The sequence below is a fragment of the Paenibacillus sp. S29 genome, assembly GCF_049319765.1.
Taxonomy (GTDB): domain Bacteria; phylum Bacillota; class Bacilli; order Paenibacillales; family Paenibacillaceae; genus Paenibacillus; species Paenibacillus polymyxa_B.
The window spans coordinates 242,252-258,393 of sequence record NZ_JBMOUI010000005.1 but is presented as its reverse complement, the minus strand read 5'-3'; the positions used below and the strand labels follow the sequence as shown (position 1 = coordinate 258,393).

Annotated in this window: 16 protein-coding genes and 1 other annotated feature; of the genes, 2 read left to right on the top strand and 14 right to left on the bottom strand. The window is 47.2% G+C overall.

The annotated features are described in order from the left end of the window. Nucleotides 1-180 precede the first annotated feature (180 nt). From ACL9RM_RS11005 to ACL9RM_RS10990, 4 genes are all read right to left on the bottom strand, one after another. Nucleotides 181-1,170, bottom strand: a complete 990-nt coding sequence (locus ACL9RM_RS11005) for an iron-hydroxamate ABC transporter substrate-binding protein (protein WP_061830380.1) — start codon at nt 1,168-1,170, stop codon at nt 181-183. Between the two features lie 126 nt (nt 1,171-1,296). Next, nucleotides 1,297-3,876, bottom strand: a complete 2,580-nt coding sequence (locus tag ACL9RM_RS11000; RefSeq protein WP_250268859.1) for a ComEC/Rec2 family competence protein — start codon at nt 3,874-3,876, stop codon at nt 1,297-1,299. A 256-nt stretch (nt 3,877-4,132) separates the two neighbouring features. Beyond that, nucleotides 4,133-4,651, bottom strand: a complete 519-nt coding sequence (locus ACL9RM_RS10995) for a deoxycytidylate deaminase (protein WP_025723414.1) — start codon at nt 4,649-4,651, stop codon at nt 4,133-4,135. An 87-nt stretch (nt 4,652-4,738) separates the two neighbouring features. Then, the gene (locus ACL9RM_RS10990; RefSeq protein WP_250268860.1) at nt 4,739-5,386 is read right to left on the bottom strand and encodes a ComEA family DNA-binding protein; all 648 of its coding nucleotides are present in this window, start codon (nt 5,384-5,386) and stop codon (nt 4,739-4,741) included. Between the two features lie 295 nt (nt 5,387-5,681). On the opposite strand from ACL9RM_RS10990, the gene comER reads away from it, so the two are divergent. Beyond that, nucleotides 5,682-6,527, top strand: a complete 846-nt coding sequence (comER, locus tag ACL9RM_RS10985; RefSeq protein ID WP_028540440.1) for a late competence protein ComER — start codon at nt 5,682-5,684, stop codon at nt 6,525-6,527. On the opposite strand, the gene leuS is transcribed toward comER, so the two are convergent. Next, nucleotides 6,508-8,946, bottom strand: a complete 2,439-nt coding sequence (leuS, locus tag ACL9RM_RS10980; RefSeq protein ID WP_250260885.1) for a leucine--tRNA ligase — start codon at nt 8,944-8,946, stop codon at nt 6,508-6,510. The genes comER and leuS overlap by 20 nt on opposite strands. 62 nt (nt 8,947-9,008) lie before the next feature. Beyond that, nucleotides 9,009-9,264, bottom strand: a binding site (T-box leader). A gap of 184 nt (nt 9,265-9,448) precedes the next feature. Here leuS and ACL9RM_RS10975 point away from each other — a divergent pair. After that, on the top strand, nt 9,449-9,838 hold the full coding sequence (locus ACL9RM_RS10975; RefSeq protein ID WP_069290032.1) for a tautomerase family protein: 390 nt from the start codon (nt 9,449-9,451) through the stop codon (nt 9,836-9,838). Between the two features lie 72 nt (nt 9,839-9,910). Here ACL9RM_RS10975 and ACL9RM_RS10970 read toward each other — a convergent pair whose 3' ends face one another. The 9 genes from ACL9RM_RS10970 to ACL9RM_RS10930 form a co-directional block, all read right to left on the bottom strand. Continuing rightward, nucleotides 9,911-10,684, bottom strand: coding sequence for a class I SAM-dependent DNA methyltransferase (locus ACL9RM_RS10970; RefSeq protein WP_250268861.1), 774 nt, complete (start codon nt 10,682-10,684; stop codon nt 9,911-9,913). Nucleotides 10,685-10,686: 2 nt separating this feature from the next. Next, nucleotides 10,687-11,595 carry a CvfB family protein gene (locus tag ACL9RM_RS10965; protein ID WP_029515375.1) on the bottom strand — a complete coding sequence of 303 codons (909 nt, stop codon included), beginning with the start codon at nt 11,593-11,595 and terminating at the stop codon, nt 10,687-10,689. Next, on the bottom strand, nt 11,592-11,939 hold the full coding sequence (rsfS, locus tag ACL9RM_RS10960; RefSeq protein ID WP_025723405.1) for a ribosome silencing factor: 348 nt from the start codon (nt 11,937-11,939) through the stop codon (nt 11,592-11,594). The genes ACL9RM_RS10965 and rsfS overlap by 4 nt, the downstream gene beginning before the upstream one ends. After that, entirely contained in the window at nt 11,936-12,532 is a 597-nt protein-coding gene (yqeK, locus tag ACL9RM_RS10955; RefSeq protein ID WP_250260882.1) for a bis(5'-nucleosyl)-tetraphosphatase (symmetrical) YqeK, read from the bottom strand. Before yqeK ends, rsfS begins: the two co-directional genes overlap by 4 nt. Beyond that, a complete protein-coding gene (nadD, locus tag ACL9RM_RS10950) occupies nt 12,516-13,106 on the bottom strand; it encodes a nicotinate-nucleotide adenylyltransferase (protein ID WP_250260880.1) in 591 nt (196 codons plus the stop codon). The genes yqeK and nadD overlap by 17 nt, the downstream gene beginning before the upstream one ends. Before the next feature lie 17 nt (nt 13,107-13,123). Beyond that, complete coding sequence (gene yhbY / locus ACL9RM_RS10945; protein WP_013311197.1) at nt 13,124-13,420, bottom strand: ribosome assembly RNA-binding protein YhbY; 297 nt, start codon at nt 13,418-13,420, stop codon at nt 13,124-13,126. Nucleotides 13,421-13,488: 68 nt separating this feature from the next. Further along, entirely contained in the window at nt 13,489-14,358 is an 870-nt protein-coding gene (gene aroE / locus ACL9RM_RS10940) for a shikimate dehydrogenase (protein ID WP_250260878.1), read from the bottom strand. Between the two features lie 105 nt (nt 14,359-14,463). Beyond that, complete coding sequence (gene yqeH / locus ACL9RM_RS10935; protein ID WP_250268862.1) at nt 14,464-15,591, bottom strand: ribosome biogenesis GTPase YqeH; 1,128 nt, start codon at nt 15,589-15,591, stop codon at nt 14,464-14,466. Next, entirely contained in the window at nt 15,584-16,114 is a 531-nt protein-coding gene (locus tag ACL9RM_RS10930; RefSeq protein ID WP_013311200.1) for a YqeG family HAD IIIA-type phosphatase, read from the bottom strand. The genes yqeH and ACL9RM_RS10930 overlap by 8 nt, the downstream gene beginning before the upstream one ends. Between the last annotated feature and the right edge of the window lie 28 nt (nt 16,115-16,142).

Genomic DNA, 16,142 nt, shown 5'->3' with positions numbered 1-16,142 from the left:
ATTGTTGCAGGATAGACGTCTGACACTAATTTTATTTTTTTAACAAAAAAAATTATACCAAAAAGCCCAGAATCCCCAGCGTATCCTCCCTTAGAATAACAGAAAAAGGGAAGGTAGTCACCTTCCCCTAGCTCCTACATACATCTAAATGCTAGCCTATCGAGCTGCAGGATCATATTGTTACTTCTTGGAAACCAAAAAATCAGATATGAGTTCTAATTGATAAGTCAGAGCAATCGGATCTTGAAAATAAAAATCGTCGATTGAGTATTGATATACTTTACCTGATTTAACGGCAGAAAGGTTCTTCCACACACTTTTAGATAAAATATCTTTTCCTTGGTCTGCTCCGTCGCCTCGGATACCCAACATTAAAAAATCGGCATCGCCCAGCATCTCCGGTAAAGCCTCTATTGAAATGCTGGCCCACCCCTTCTCGAACGCTGCCTTTTCTACCTTCTCAGGAGCATGAAGTCCCAGCTCATCATAAAGTATGGCTCCTCCACGTCCATAAGATTTTCCATATAGATATAATTCTTTTCCTGTAATCTCAAAAATAGCGATTTTTTTACCCGAATCAATGACGTCAGACAAAGCCTGTTTCTTCTCAGCAATCTTGGTTGCAAAATCAGCCAGGCAATTCTTCGCTTCCTGCTCCTTGTTTAACACTTTGCCCAGCTCCATCAGACGATCCTTATATTGATATTTACCATATGGGATAAACACTGTAGGCGCTATTTTTTTCAGATTTTCATATGCTTTCTCATCATAGGTAATGATCAGATCCGGCTTTAGGGTGATTACCTTTTCAAGGGACAATGCGGAGCTGTCACCGATATTTTCAACACCATTCAAGTATTTTTTATAATATGGAGCATTAAATACGGTATCTGGAGCCCCTACAGGTGTAATACCAAGTGCTAGCACATCACCTACATAATCACCGACTGCTACTACGACACGCTGGGGATGCTCAGGAAGAGTAATTGTACCTTTATCACTTTCATATGTACGTGTGGCAGCCTCATCTCCAATTGATGTGGTCTTGGAAGCAGTCGATTGACCGCTTTCTGTTACAGTCCCACCCCCACTTGTAGCGCATGCACTCAATACCAGCATTAACGAAATGATGAACAAACAAGCTGATGCTCTAAATTTAAAATAACTCACAATATTCCTCCCGTTAATAATGATTCTCATTTTCATTACTCATATGATTCTATCAAAGCTTACAGCTACTGTCCATGCAGATTGGATTCAAAGCAAACAGCCCACTCCTGAGAGTGAGCACCCGTTTTAGTATGTTGTTGTATTAGTATCTGTTTTGTACTGTTTGCGTTGGTAGCGCACACTCAGTTTTCCTTGCTGTGCTCGAATCTGTATCTCTCCCATCGTATCTGTTCGATATATAGCAGAATCAACTGCCGATAAACGTTCCAATACCGCTTCATTCGGATGTCCGTAAGTATTGGTCGCACCGACCGAAATAACGGATACTTTCGGTCGCCAGTAGGATAACCACTCTTCCGAGGTGGAATACTTGCTACCGTGATGTGCTATTTTCATGACATCTACAGCTTTCCCGACAGCCCCCGTTGCGCCCTTATCTTTCACACTTGATGAAAAACGAGTTAATTCAGAGAGCAACGACGACTCTGCTGCATCATCCATATCTCCTGTGAACAAAAAAGAGGCTCCCTCCATCTCCAATATCATGGCAACAGAGTAATGATTTTGCTCCTTCATAACAGGCAACTGCTCAGATTCGTCCTCCGGTAGCGTAAACGGATAGAGAAAGCGGATTTTCGTAGCCTGGTCTGGCTCCCATTCCATACTATGATGTGCACCGTACAGCTTAATCTGCTTGTCTAAAGCCGTGTTCAACAGCTTACGGAATGGGGCTTTATCTGTCAGGGTACCATTAAAAAACAAGGTAGATACGGGAATCTGGTCAAGCACAGCCTGTAGTCCTCCGGCATGATCATGATCTCCGTGTGTTAAAATGACAGCGTCCAGCCGATGTACACCTCGTTGTTTTAGCAAGGGCACAATCGTATCTTCACCTACCTCGTAGGGATCTGCGCGTTTGCGCCAAGCATTTTTCCCTGTAGCAAAGTCCATTGTACCCCCGCCATCTACCAAAATATGTTTCCCGCCCGGCGTGGTAATTAAAATGCTGTCACCTTGGCCCACATCCAGATATTGAACAGTTCCCGTATTTCCTCCACTAGGAGATTGGTAACCTGTATACAATATCCCAAGCCAGGCGATAACACTTAGAGCCAGTGCCAAATGACGATAACCATTCCACTGTCGACGCGCAAATTTCCCTGCTCCCTCAGGTTCATGAGCTGTATTCAAAACAGCAGCCCATTCGGCAGAAGCCGCTAATCCCGTATACACGGGTGATGATATGGGAGTGGAATCCAAAACAGAATTATCGTCTGTTTGCCTGCGAGATGTCAGCCACGTTTTAAGCCAGTACAGAACACTATACAGAGCTGCGTAATACGCCATGACCCACAGGATGGAGGAAGACGGCCAAATACTCACATAAGCATCATCCACATTCAGCCATTTCACTAGTAAAAAGGTCAATTCGTTCAATTGCTCTGCCGGCCACGCAAGAATACGAGCCCCATCCCCCCACAAAAAGGAAAGCCCCATCGCCACCGTACCTATTGGAAGCACGATATATGTAATAAGGGGTACAAGCACAAAATTGGCCGCAAATGATAACAGCGAAAATTGATTAAAGTAGAATACCGTCATTGGAAACGAAACAAGCTGTGCCGTAATTGTAATCGCAACCTCACCTCCGATTAGGAAAGGCCATTTGGCGAAAAACGGCTTCATAAGCGGCATATAAATGAGCAACCCACCTGTCACCAAAAAGGAAAGCTGAAAGCTGACGCTAAGTAGATAATATGGATTCCAAATCAGCATGAGCAACGCGGATATACTTAGAATATTAAGTCCGTCTTTGAGCATACCTCGTCGGGCTGCAAACAAGCCGATCATCGCCATAATTCCTGCCCTCACAACAGAGGGAGAAGCACCTGTCAGCAGGACATAAGCCGGAATGAGTATCAAAACGACTGTAAGAGATGTCTCGCGGCTAACTCGTAACAGCCTGAGTAAATATAATAGTGTAGCTGCATATACTGCCACATGCATGCCCGATATTGCTAAAATATGCGTTAAACCAAGCTGCGTAAACTCGTTATACGTTGCTGGGTCCAACTCATCTGTTACCCCAAGTACCAGTCCTTTCATATATCCTGCGTGATGAAGTGATGTAAATGCCGATTCTATTCTCTGCCCTAGCTGCTCCCTAAGCTGATCATTCCATCTGAACAAAGTGTAGCGGTTCCACAGTGAAGCCTCCTGCTTCTGTAACGAGGCTGCTCCATCGCCTTTGAAAAGCCAGTGGATTTCCTGTGTGTGCAGGTATTCACTGTAATCAAAGCCGCCAAAGTTCCCCGCTTTTGCAGGAGCCTTTAAGGTACCACGCAGTACGACTGCATCTCCACGTTGCCACGCTGCCGCAAGTTGCTGTTCCTGCTTGGCAGCCAACTTGATATGAACAATGACCTGTTCAGAAATTGGTGTACGATTCTCGTCCTTTTTCGAATGACTTCCGTAGTGATTGATTGAGGTGACTCTCATCTCAAACTGTGTTCGATCACCATCTACCTGTACTTTAGAAGCGATAAGCCCTGCTACTTGAACAGGCATGTCTTCCACCATAGAAGACGATACATGAAGAGCATCGGGAATACTGCTAACATTATGCGTATCATGCCAAAACCAATGAAATCCACCCCCGCTGAATGCAAGCCAAAGTAATACCATATGCCGGATGGGGATTTTCATCCATAAAGCTATAAGCGGAAAGATCAGGGTAACCCCCGCCCAGAGTAACAAAAGCATATGTCCAGAATACAGACATGCTCCCGTACTTCCTGTAATCCAACAAACAGTAAGGGTCAATATAGGTCTAGTTAACACAAGCTTAGCTTGAATACGATCACCTTCCGGTAGCAAACATTGCTTTCTGTCCAAAAAACACAAAACAAAAAGAACCTCTGACAAAATAGCATTCGTCAGAGGTTCTTCCTCGTTTACTTTTTTAATTCATTACATCCATCAGCGTTTCTTTTGGTGGATGATAGGTTTTCAGCATACGAAAGGCGATTCCCTTTTCCTCCATCATAGCACGAACCTTGTCGGCATCTTTGGGATAAGGTCGGTGGTATACAATCTCCACAATACCGCTGTTCGCCAACATATTGGCACACGTCCAGCATGGCTGGTCGGTGACATATACTGAAGAGCCTTCACGATCAATTCGGTCAGTAAACAGCAGCAGGTTCTGCTCCGCATGAATAGTGCGAATACAACGCTGCTTCTTAACCATTTCCTCGCGCCCATCACGATGAACGACCTCATACTCCTCTGAGATCATGCAGCCTGCCTCAGAACAGTCAGGTACCCCGGATGGTGCTCCATTATAGGCCGTCCCCAAAAGCTTTTTACCTTGTACAAGTACGGCTCCAACATGACGCCGCGCACAGCGCGAACGGGTGGATACCATATAAGCGATATCCATGAAATAGGTGTCCCAGTCCTTGCGTACATCTGCACTCATTTCCATCTCTCCCGATAAACAAGTTAAAACGTAAACCATATCCGCTACCGCCGTTCTCAGGACCTGTACATTATAATCTTATATAAGTTACAAACTGACATACGGCTTCATTTTAGCCAACATTTTAGCTCCGATTCCCTTTACGTGATCCAAATCGTTCACACGTTTGAACGCCCCGTGCTGATTACGGTAGTTCAGTATAGCCTCGGCTTTTTTAGCCCCAACCCCCGGTAATTCCATTAACTCAGCAGCAGTCGCCGTGTTAATGTTTACCTTTTTTTCGCCGGAATCGGGTGTAGTAACTGAATCACTTACCGTATTGGTCCTACTCGTCGTTGCACCACTCGAACTAACAATACCTGTGTCTGAGCTCGGATTCGCAACACCTGACTGCTTTACGGTACTTGAATTTCCCGCAATAGAGTTTTCGCTCACAGCAGCAGATACACCAGTAGAAATCTGCACAGTATCACGTTTCACATTGTCAGCGGCTTCGGCATTCCTACTGCGCTCAGCTTTGTCTGAAGGTTCTTTTACACCAGGCTTTTTCCGGGCGTAGTCACTGCTGCGCTGCGACTTATTTGGCTCTGTCTCCATCGCCACAGCTTGCTCCACCTTATTGTTAAGTAAAGTCCACTCTTCTTGCGGCTCAGAGCGCTGTCCTCCGGCAAATAAAATAAGTCCACTCCCGATTACAGCAAGCGTTATCGCTGTTCCTGTCCATACACGTTTCATTTCCGTATCGTCCCCTACTCCACATGGATTTCGGGAAATTGAGCCGACTGAAAACACCGTCTCAATCAAACAGAGCAAGTCTGTCCAATTCCCGTTAAACCGGAGGGTGCAAACAACCTCCATACGGTCTCGCTGTGAGCATTTTCACAAAAAAGTGGTACGACCCCGGGGACGATCTAACATGCTCAGACATAAAATTCGTCATGTCGGCCAAGACCAGGCGCATACACTAAGAAGAATGACAGCTGACAGCACAGCGTCTATACCGCAAAGTATGAAAGGAGGACGTTGAACAATGAAAGTTGGATTTATCGGGACTGGCAGCATGGGAAGTCTGCTAATTGAGTCTTTTATTAATTCTAACGCACTCAAGCCGCAGCAAATATCAGCAAGCAATCGAACGCATTCCAAGGTAACCGAGCTAGCCCGTCGCTATCCAGGTTTGCATGCAGCCCAAAGCAACCGTGAAACGGCAGCGGAAAGCGATGTTTTGTTTATCTGTGTGAAGCCGCTGGAATCAAAAGCCGTAACGGATGAAATACGCAACGTCATTACAGAAGAGCAAATCGTCGTATCTATCACAAGCCCGGTGCAGATTCGTATTTTGGAACATGCACTGAAAGCCAAAGTATCCAAAATTATTCCAAGTATCACCCACCAAGTGGGCAGCGGAGCCTCACTGTGCATCCATGGAAGCCGGATTACAGAGGAGGATCGCACCCTTCTGGAAGAGCTTATGTCCCACATCAGCAGGCCGATTCGGGTTAAAGAATCTTATACTCGGATCACGTCGGATTTTTCGAGTTGTGGTCCTGCTTTCTTGGCCTTTTTTATGGACCAGTGGATTCAAGCCGCAGTTCAAGCTACAGGTATAGACCGTACGGAGCTATGCGCCCTGGCCGGTGAAATGATCATCGGCACTGGAAAGCTGCTCACGGAAGGCGGGATGACACCAGCCGAGTTACAGGCCAGAGTGGCGGTTCCCGGAGGTATTACCGCCGAAGCTCTCGCATTGTTGGACATCAGTCTGCATAGCGTCTTTCCCGAGCTAATACAGGCCACGCACAACAAGTATGAAGAGGACATGCAAAAGGTAGATGTCTCCTTCGGCTTAAAGCCGATTAACCGGCAACAATATTAACCAGCTTACCTGGAACAGCAATTACCTTGCGGATCGTTTTGCCGGCCAGTGCCTGCTGAACATTGTCCAACGACACAGCGAATGCCTCCATCGCTTTAGCATCAAGGTCCTTGGCAATCGTTGCACGCTGTACGATTTTACCATTTACTTGCACAACAATTTCCACTTCGGCGTCCACCGTCCATGCTTCATCATAAGCAGGCCAAGCCGCGTAGGTAATGCTATCATTGTGCCCCAGCAGCTGCCACAATTCCTCAGCCAGATGGGGTGCAAGCGGCGACAGCATTTGCACGAAGTTTTCCATTGCTGCACGCGGCAGAAGGTCTGCTTTGTATGCATCGTTGGTGAAGATCATCAGCTGGCTGATCGCTGTATTGAAGCGCAGCGCATCCAGATCTTCGGTTACTTTTTTCAGCGTTTTATGCCAAGTACGATTGAACTCATCACTACCGCCGTCATTTGTAATTTTATCATTCAGGCTACCATCCTCCGAAACAAACAGGCGCCATACGCGGGACAGAAAACGATGTGCTCCCTCTACCCCATTCTCATTCCATGGCTTGGTCGCTTCCAGCGGCCCCATAAACATCTCATAAATACGCAGCGTATCGGCGCCAAATGTATTGACAATATCATCAGGATTAATGACATTACCGCGTGATTTACTCATTTTTTCATTGTTGTTGCCCAAAATCATACCCTGGTTGACCAGCTTATAAAAAGGCTCTTTCGTTTCCACTACGCCGATATCATACAGTACCTTATGCCAGAAACGGGCATACAGCAAGTGAAGAACCGCATGTTCCGCTCCGCCAATATACAAATCAACAGGCATCCATTCACGTTGTTTCTCTTTGGATACAAGCTCTTTGTCATTTTTCGGATCAATAAAGCGCAGGTAATACCAGCAACTTCCTGCCCATTGCGGCATTGTATTCGTCTCGCGACGTGCTTTCATACCTGTCTCAGGATCAATGGTTTCCACCCAATCTGTTGCGTTCGCCAGCGGGGATTCACCTGTACCTGAAGGCTTAATATTGTCCATCTCCGGCAGTACGAGCGGAAGTTGGTCCTCAGGAACCGTTTTGATCGTTCCATCCTCCAGATGAATTACCGGAATCGGCTCGCCCCAATAGCGTTGACGGCTGAACAGCCAGTCACGCAGGCGGTAGGTGACTTTGCCGTGTCCTTTGCCCTCGGCTTCCAGCCATTCAATCATCTTCGGAATCGCTTCCTCATTGGTAAGTCCATTCAGCGGGCCTGAATTGACGTGCGGTCCATCCTCAGTATATGGCTCATTAGCCACATCTCCACCTTGGACAACCTCAATGATATTCAATCCGAATTGCTTGGCAAATTCCCAGTCACGCGTATCGTGAGCAGGTACAGCCATAATCGCTCCAGTTCCGTAGCCTGCCAGTACATAGTCAGCTATCCAGATCGGCAGCTTTTCGCCGTTCACCGGGTTCACTGCATAAGCTCCTGTGAATACGCCTGTTTTATCCTTGGCCAGATCCGTACGCTCCAGATCGCTTTTACGAGCAGCTTGTTCACGGTACTGTTGTACAGCATCCTTTTGCTCAGGCGTAGTGATAATATCTACTAATTCCTGCTCTGGTGCCAGCACACAGTAGCTTGCGCCGAACAGTGTATCTGGGCGGGTTGTAAATACTGTGAGTTGCTCGTCATACCCTTCAATTGGAAAACGAACCTCTGCCCCGGTAGACTTACCGATCCAGTTCCGCTGCATATCCTTAATACTCTCAGACCAATCCAGTTCCTCCAGATCATCCAGCAGACGATCCGCGTATTCCGTAATTTTCAGCATCCATTGACGCATTGGTTTACGGACGACCGGATGACCGCCACGCTCACTCTTGCCGTCAATAACTTCTTCATTCGCCAGCACTGTTCCCAGCGCTGGGCACCAGTTCACGGGTACTTCAGCTACATATGCAAGGCCGCGCTTGTACAGCTGGATGAAGATCCACTGTGTCCATTTGTAGTAATCAGGGTCCGTCGTGCTGATTTCACGATCCCAGTCGTAGGAGAAGCCGAGCGATTTGATTTGACGGCGGAAGTTATTTACGTTTTTCACCGTAATTTCGCGTGGGTGCTCCCCTGTATCCAGCGCATGCTGCTCGGCAGGCAGACCGAAGGCGTCCCAACCCATCGGATGCAATACGTTGTAGCCGCGCATTCTTTTATAACGTGAAACAATATCCGTAGCTGTGTAGCCCTCTGGGTGGCCTACATGCAGGCCGGCTCCAGATGGGTACGGAAACATATCCAAAGCATAAAACTTCGGTTTGCCCGGCTCTTCCCCGGTGCGGAACGTCTTATTCTCATCCCAATATTTCTGCCATTTTGGTTCAATACTTTGCGGTTGATAGCCGTGCTTCGGCTGTGTGTCTGTCATTGTCTTTTTCCTCCTCAAACGGTATGCAACAAAAAAACCTCTGCATCCCGTAGCGTGTCAGCGCTAGGGACGAGAGGTTATATTCCCGTGGTACCACCCTAGTTAGCAGAAAGCGTTCTTCGCGTTCTACTCCCTTTGCACCTGATAACGGAGGTGATCCGATGCGGGTTAATAACAGGACCAAGCACCTGTAAAGGCGTTCCTGCGTTGGACGCATATCTCCGAGGCGAGTTCACTTTGCGCTGTCAACCGGCTTGCACCACCCGCCGGCTCTCTATATGTCCAGACAAAGCTACTATTCCTCATCAGCGATTGTTTAACCGTTAATAATGGCACTATTATATTGAAAACCGCGAAAAAAGTCAAATAAGGACTAGCTTTGGTGTTAAATACCCTCTTCATACTAATTGTTCATGACACATGCATACGAATGTTTTATAATAACTTCGAATTAAATTGATGCAAATTGAGTTGAGTTGAGATAAGAAAGGTGAGCTGAGACATGGCACAGATTAAAATTTTCGGAATAAAAGAAGCTCTAAATCCAATCAAAAAGCAGCTTTCAGAGGTGATTCATTCTGCTGTGGTGGATGCATTCAAATACCCTCCAGACAAGAGGTTTCATCGTTTTTTCCCTATGGATCAGGAAGACTTTATATATGCCGATGGTCGCTCTGAGGCGTACACCATTATTGAAATCAGTATCTTTGAAGGCAGAACGACAGAAGCTAAGAAGCAGCTCATCCAGCTGTTATTCCAACGAATTACGGACCATTTTGGCATTGCTCCACAGGATCTTGAGATTACTATATTTGAAACGCCCAAACAGAACTGGGGTATTCGGGGTGTACCGGGTGATGAGCTTCAGTTGAACTATAAAGTGAATATATGAGTGCAAAAAGACGCCCTTCATGTCATCATGAAGAGCGTCTTTCTTTTCCTAAATTTGCTCAATGAGTCTTCACTATTTTACAGCAACATAAAACAGTCTCGCCGCGTCACCTTCTGCTTCTACCCATTCAAAATCCGCATATACCTTCACATCACGAAAACCTGCTTTGGATAATTCTGCCTTCATCCAGTCTGGATCATAGGCACGCTGTACATGAATTTCCTCGAAACGCTGATACAAATCGCGTCCCTCATGTTCTGCTTTCGCAAAGATACTAAGATGATGCTCAATTTCACAACGGGGAGTGTCCAACGCACATGTCCAGATATATGAGATAGAGCGATCATCCAGTACGAATGGCTGCTCTTCATCATAACGTAAAAACGTCTGCGGATGATGTACATCGAACAAGAAGGTTCCGCCAGGCTTCAGACCAGCATGAGTTCTACGAAAAGTAGAAATTATATCTTCTTCCTCCAACAAGTAATTCAGACAATCGCAAAAAGAAATTACAGAATCCACAGGCTCGGGTAAAACCCATTCTCTCATATCTTGCTGTATCCAGCGAACGCTTCCCTCACGAAACAATCGCTGTCCCTGGGGAGTGGTTTCCATTTTGCGACGGGCTACTGCCAGCATGTCAGAGGATAAGTCGATTCCAGACACTTCGAAGCCCGAGTTAACTAGGGGAATCGTAATCGAACCCGTTCCACAGCCTAGCTCAGCCACCGTATGCGGCATACCGTACTGATCCCAAGCCTGCCGTGCAAAGCGTAACCAGTCCGGGTACGGCATGTCCTGCATCAGCTCATCATACACATAGGCAAACTTCCGGTAAGAAGCCATTTTTATTCCCCATTCCCGTCCTTCGGTTTCGGCATTTTCTCCACCAGGTAGGTCCAGTTTTCCTTTTGTGTAACCATTCCTTCCTTCATCAGCTTGCCCATCGCACGCTTGAAGGCGGATTTACTAATACCAAACCGTTGCTTGATAATATCCGGCGGCGTTGCGTCGGAGTAAGGCATGCCGCCACCCGGACGCTCTTTCAGAAAAGCAATCAATCGATCTGCATCCTCATCACGGCCTACTTCCTTGCGTGGCGACATCGCCAGATTGACCCGACCGTCTTCGCGAACAAGTGTGACCCTTACCTTGACCTCTTCGCCCAAGCGAAGCATCCGGTTGCGTTCCGAGGAGTGAATCATCCCAATCGCGCCAAAACCAAGCACACCTCCGTCCACCAGAACGAATGTACCCATTTGAAGCGGCTTGTACACAGTCGCCTGTACCCACGTATTCAGCCACGAATCAGGGGCGTGGAAGCACAACGGAGCAAGCTCCTGTTCCCCTGCCAGCTTAGCCCGCAGTCTGCCTTGCTTGTCATGCTCCATAATGGCATATACGTAGTCGCCCACCCGAGGATGTAAATCTCGGTTTTCTGGCAACTCACGAATCGGCAGCAAAAGCTGACGACCCAATCCCATCTCTAGGAAACAACCCAAACGCGGATGCACATCGGCCACCTCAAGCTTTGCCATTTCGCCCAACGACAAGAACGGCTTTTTCATGGTTGCGGCCAAGCGGTCCTCTGTATCGTGAAAAATAAATACCTCCAACCGTTCACCAACTTCAATTTCACGTGTCAGCTCCGTATAATGCAGCAGCACATCCTGCTCACCAACAGTGAGAAAGTAGCCGAAAGGAGATACCTCACGATCCACCATAATGGTGACATAAGTACCGGCGATCAAACTCATACCTTTTCCACAACCTTAGCATCCGACCAGAGTCGTTCAATGTTATAGTATTCGCGCTCGTCGCGATGGAAGACATGCACTACGACATCCCCCAAATCCATTAGAACCCAACGGGCGGAATCCATTCCTTCGATTCCTTTGATGGTTACACCTTCATCATGAGCACGTTTGCGAATTTCTGTTGCAATCGCCTGTACCTGTGTATCCGAATTACCATGGCAGATGACAAAATAATCAGCTACTAGTGATATTCCCCGCAAATCCAGTGCGACAACATTCATTGCCTTTTTATCATTTGCAGCATCAACCGCTGTTTGCATTAATTGCTCATTAGTTAGGGTCATTCATGAACCTCCGTTTTTCTCTGTTTTAGTTGTTGAATCAAGTCATTACGCGACAAGACTGTTAGTGGAAAAATAACCTTTTTCTTTTCCAGCAACAATGAAATCGTGGAGTCGAATCCAGCGATAAGGCCCTGCTCCAAGCTTTTCTTTGCCTGTTTACGGATATGCTCAACCCCCGGAAAATCCCGTCCCGGTTCGATGTAATCAGCGAGACACACGACTTTATCCAGCAGGCTCATACCTACGCGTCCTGACGTATGCCAGCGAATCGCATTCCTTATTTCCGGATCATCCACTCCGTAATCTCTTGCTGCAACGCAGTATCCTACCTCTGAATGCCAGAGCTGCTTGTCATGTTCCAAAAGCTCCTGATCACATTCGGGATGACTGCGAATCACCTCTTCCATCTGCTGGACAGGCCAATATTTTGCTACATCATGCAAAATAGCCGCCAATTCAGCCTTATCCGGGTTTGCTCCATAGCGCTGCGCAAGCTCCACTGAGGTATGCATAACACCTAGTGTGTGCTTCCAGCGCTTTTCAGGCATTTGACCAGATACGGCTTCCATTAATTGCTCACGGCTGTACTTCATACAAACCGCCCCTTGTAATATAGTCATGCACACGATCTGGCACAAGATAACGGATAGTGCGCCCTTCCGCAGCACGCTCTCGAATATCCGTCGACGAAATGTCCACCACTGGCATATCCGCCAGCAGTACCTTGTCCTGCAAATAATGCGGCAACTCATCCAACGCCAGCTGGAACCCTGGGCGCCGAACACCAATAAAACAAATCCGCTGCGCCAGTTCCTCAATTCCCTGCCAATGAGGCAAGTAATTCACCATATCCGCACCAATAATAAAATAAAAATCCACAGCAGAGTGCAACTCCTGAAGCTCCTTGATCGTGTCAATGGTATAGGATACTCCCCCGCGAAGCACTTCAATATCCAGCACTTCAAAAGCAGGATGACTTGCCACCGCTTCACTCGTCATCTCCAGACGTTCCTTACCGCTCGCCCCCGCCTGATGCTTGTGCGGAGGAATATGAGAAGGCATAAACCATACTTGATCCAGCCCATAGGCATCTCTTGCCGCTTCTCCAGCCAGCAGATGTCCAATATGAATCGGGTCAAATGTACCACCCATAATACCGATTTTCATAATTTTCTCCCCGCGTGTTATCCTCTAGGCAACTCGATTTCCTTATGATCACGGGATTCTTTGTACAAAATAATAGTGCTCCCGATGATCTGTACAAGCTCAGAACCTGTCTCCGCGGCCAGTTCTTCCGCAATTTCATGCTTGTCGTCCAAACAGTTGTTCAAAATTTGCACTTTCATCAGCTCACGCTTTTCAATCGCATCGTTGATGTGACGCATAAGATGCTCATTCGTACCGTTTTTACCTACTTGAAAAACCGGGTCCAAATGATGCGCCATTGAACGCAAATATCTTTTTTGTTTACCTGTTAACATGTATATTTAACCCCTTCGTCGCCACATATGCAATGCAGCATTTCCATAATTTTAATGTACAATCTTACTTACGACAGGCTACTCAGCACAGCCGCTCTCATTTGCTCTACAGCAGGGACAACCCCTGTAAAATACTCAAAAGCCACAGCCCCCTGATACACGAACATGCCCAAGCCTCCATGTACAGTACAGCCGCGCTGTTCACGGCTTTCCCGTAAAAGTCTCGTTTCCAGCGGGTTGTAGATCAAATCACTCACAATGATTCCCTCCGGAATCAAGCTCGTTTCCAGTGGAAGCTCATCCGCTAAAGGAGACATTCCCACCGAGGTTGTGTTAATCAACACATTCACTGTGGCTAGCACGCTCTTGGCATCTTCGTTGGAATAACCCCTCACTGGGATCGCTTCCGTCGTCCACTCTAATGCCAGTTGCTCAGCTTTGTCACGTGTTCGGTTCAAAATAATAACCGATTCCGGTTGCTCCTCCAACAGAGCATGAATCACACCACGAGCAGCCCCTCCGGCTCCAAGAACAGCAATTCTTGCGCCCTTCAACTCGACAGAAGTCTCTTCTTTGAGGGAACGTACGTAGCCAATTCCGTCCGTGTTATAGCCCTTAAGACGTCCATTGTCATTCACTATCGTATTGACAGCGCCAATGAGTCTGGCCCCTTCATCAATCTCATCCAGATATTTCATAACCTCAACTTTATGGGGAATCGTCACATTGACTCCGCGGAAATGCAAAGCGCGAATCCCCTTCATGGCATCTTCCAGCTGATCCGGTTTGACATGAAGAGGTACAAAATCTCCTTCAATCCCCGCTGCCTGTAAAGCTATTTTATGCATAAGAGGCGATTTGGAGTGCTTGATCGGATCACCCAATACGCCCAATAGTACAAGACCTTGTTCGGTCGCTTCAGACTCCCCGCTGTTCATCGTTGTTCTCCCCCATATTGCAAAATATTAGGCTGCACAAATACATGAATGGCGGCAGGAACCAGTACCTGTTCCTTGCCGCCCTATAACATGGTTACAGCAACGTTATATCAACGCAGGCCGCAAAAGCACACGGACTCCCCGAGGAGCATGAACCGCAATCAGAGCTCCGTTCTCGCTATTTACCCTGATCCATCCCAAACCGGAAATGTAGATGTCCGATGGAGATTTGCGTGGAACGCGGAACTCATGTCTTGTCCATTCCGGCATCTCTGCCAATTGATCGCGTGTTGGCGGAGATAACAATTCCCCGGCATGATCAGCGAACAACTGATCAGCTCGCTCCAGCTTCGTGCGATGTATCTTAAGACCACCGTTAATGTAGCAGGTAAATGATTGGTGCTGACCCTCCACAAAATCAAATCGGGCCATACCGCCGAAAAACAATGTTTGTCCGGCATCAAGCTGATATGCAGCAGGCTTCAGCGGCTTGTCTGGCATAATAGCGCTCAAGTCCTGGCGGGAGACGATTTCACTGAATCGCCAAGGGTATACAATACCCGGAGTATCAATAATGTGCTTGCCGTCGTCGAGCGGAATATTCACCATATCGAGTGTAGTTCCCGGGTAACGGGACGTTGTGAGTTCCTGCTCCATATCGCTATAATCACGAATCAAGCGGTTAATAAGCGTCGATTTACCCACATTTGTCGCTCCGACTACATATACATCGCGGTTACCACGGAGCTCAGATATCACATCCAACAGACGGTCAAAGCCCTGATTTTTTTTAGCTGAGCACAGTACGATTTCTTCCGTGCGAAGTCCTTGCTCCTTCGCTTGCTTTTGTACCCAGTTACGTACCTTGTTCCAATTCGTTACCTTAGGCAGCAAATCGGTCTTGTTCACAGCCAGTATAACTGGATTGGAGCCTACAAAGCGTTGCAAACCGGAAATCAAGCTACCTTCAAAATCAAAAATATCTACAATGTGGATAACGAGCGCATCTTTGTCGCCAATCTGGCTGAGCAGCTTCAAGAACTCATCTTGATCCACCGTAACTGAAGACGTCTCATTATAGTTTTTGATCCGGAAGCAACGCTGACAGATGACAGGTTCGCGAGTAAGCAATTTTTCAGGAATATATCCCGGAAGCTCCGGGCTAGTGGTCTGCACGGTGATACCGCAACCACTACATTTGACGGCAGTGCCGCCGTCAGGTCTTTCAGTCATTCTTCTTTTCCTCCTCAAGCCATAAGCCTTTCTTACGTAACCTTGTGAGCGCGATTCGCTCCAACCGCCGATTAAATCGGGTCATGACTCCTTCATCATGAATGGATATCGGTAGCACCAACACCGTATGCAATCCCAGTCGGTTGCCTCCCAATACGTCCGTCAACATTTGGTCCCCGACCATAATAGTCTCTTCCGGAGTCAGCCCCATCATACGGATGGCTCTACGAAAAGACGAGTTGGAGGGCTTCCGTGCGGCATGTATAAATTCAATGTCCAAAGGCGTAGCAAACACGGATACACGGTCCATATTGTTGTTAGACACGATGACAAGCTTAAAACCCGCCTGTTTGACCTTCTCAAACCAGGCCACCAGCTCGGGAGTCGCATTCGGCGCTTTTGCACCGACCAGCGTGTTATCTAGATCCGTAATAATGCCGCGATATCCTTGAGCATACAAGCCTTCAAGATCAATATCAAAGACGGTATTCACCCGTAATTTGGGCATCAGCATTTCAAACAACGTCGGTCACCTCAGTTTCATACGACAA

What these genes read in the sequence shown, in the direction of transcription:
- ACL9RM_RS11000 (WP_250268859.1), bottom strand. Translation starts at nt 3,876, where the DNA reads ATGAAAATCCCCATCCGGCATATGGTATTACTTTGGCTTGCATTCAGC.
- ACL9RM_RS10995 (WP_025723414.1), bottom strand. Translation starts at nt 4,651, where the DNA reads ATGAGTGCAGATGTACGCAAGGACTGGGACACCTATTTCATGGATATC.
- ACL9RM_RS10990 (WP_250268860.1), bottom strand. Translation starts at nt 5,386, where the DNA reads ATGAAACGTGTATGGACAGGAACAGCGATAACGCTTGCTGTAATCGGG.
- comER (WP_028540440.1), top strand. Translation starts at nt 5,682, where the DNA reads ATGAAAGTTGGATTTATCGGGACTGGCAGCATGGGAAGTCTGCTAATT.
- leuS (WP_250260885.1), bottom strand. Translation starts at nt 8,946, where the DNA reads ATGACAGACACACAGCCGAAGCACGGCTATCAACCGCAAAGTATTGAA.
- ACL9RM_RS10975 (WP_069290032.1), top strand. Translation starts at nt 9,449, where the DNA reads ATGGCACAGATTAAAATTTTCGGAATAAAAGAAGCTCTAAATCCAATC.
- ACL9RM_RS10970 (WP_250268861.1), bottom strand. Translation starts at nt 10,684, where the DNA reads ATGGCTTCTTACCGGAAGTTTGCCTATGTGTATGATGAGCTGATGCAG.
- ACL9RM_RS10965 (WP_029515375.1), bottom strand. Translation starts at nt 11,595, where the DNA reads ATGAGTTTGATCGCCGGTACTTATGTCACCATTATGGTGGATCGTGAG.
- rsfS (WP_025723405.1), bottom strand. Translation starts at nt 11,939, where the DNA reads ATGACCCTAACTAATGAGCAATTAATGCAAACAGCGGTTGATGCTGCA.
- yqeK (WP_250260882.1), bottom strand. Translation starts at nt 12,532, where the DNA reads ATGAAGTACAGCCGTGAGCAATTAATGGAAGCCGTATCTGGTCAAATG.
- nadD (WP_250260880.1), bottom strand. Translation starts at nt 13,106, where the DNA reads ATGAAAATCGGTATTATGGGTGGTACATTTGACCCGATTCATATTGGA.
- yhbY (WP_013311197.1), bottom strand. Translation starts at nt 13,420, where the DNA reads ATGTTAACAGGTAAACAAAAAAGATATTTGCGTTCAATGGCGCATCAT.
- aroE (WP_250260878.1), bottom strand. Translation starts at nt 14,358, where the DNA reads ATGAACAGCGGGGAGTCTGAAGCGACCGAACAAGGTCTTGTACTATTG.
- yqeH (WP_250268862.1), bottom strand. Translation starts at nt 15,591, where the DNA reads ATGACTGAAAGACCTGACGGCGGCACTGCCGTCAAATGTAGTGGTTGC.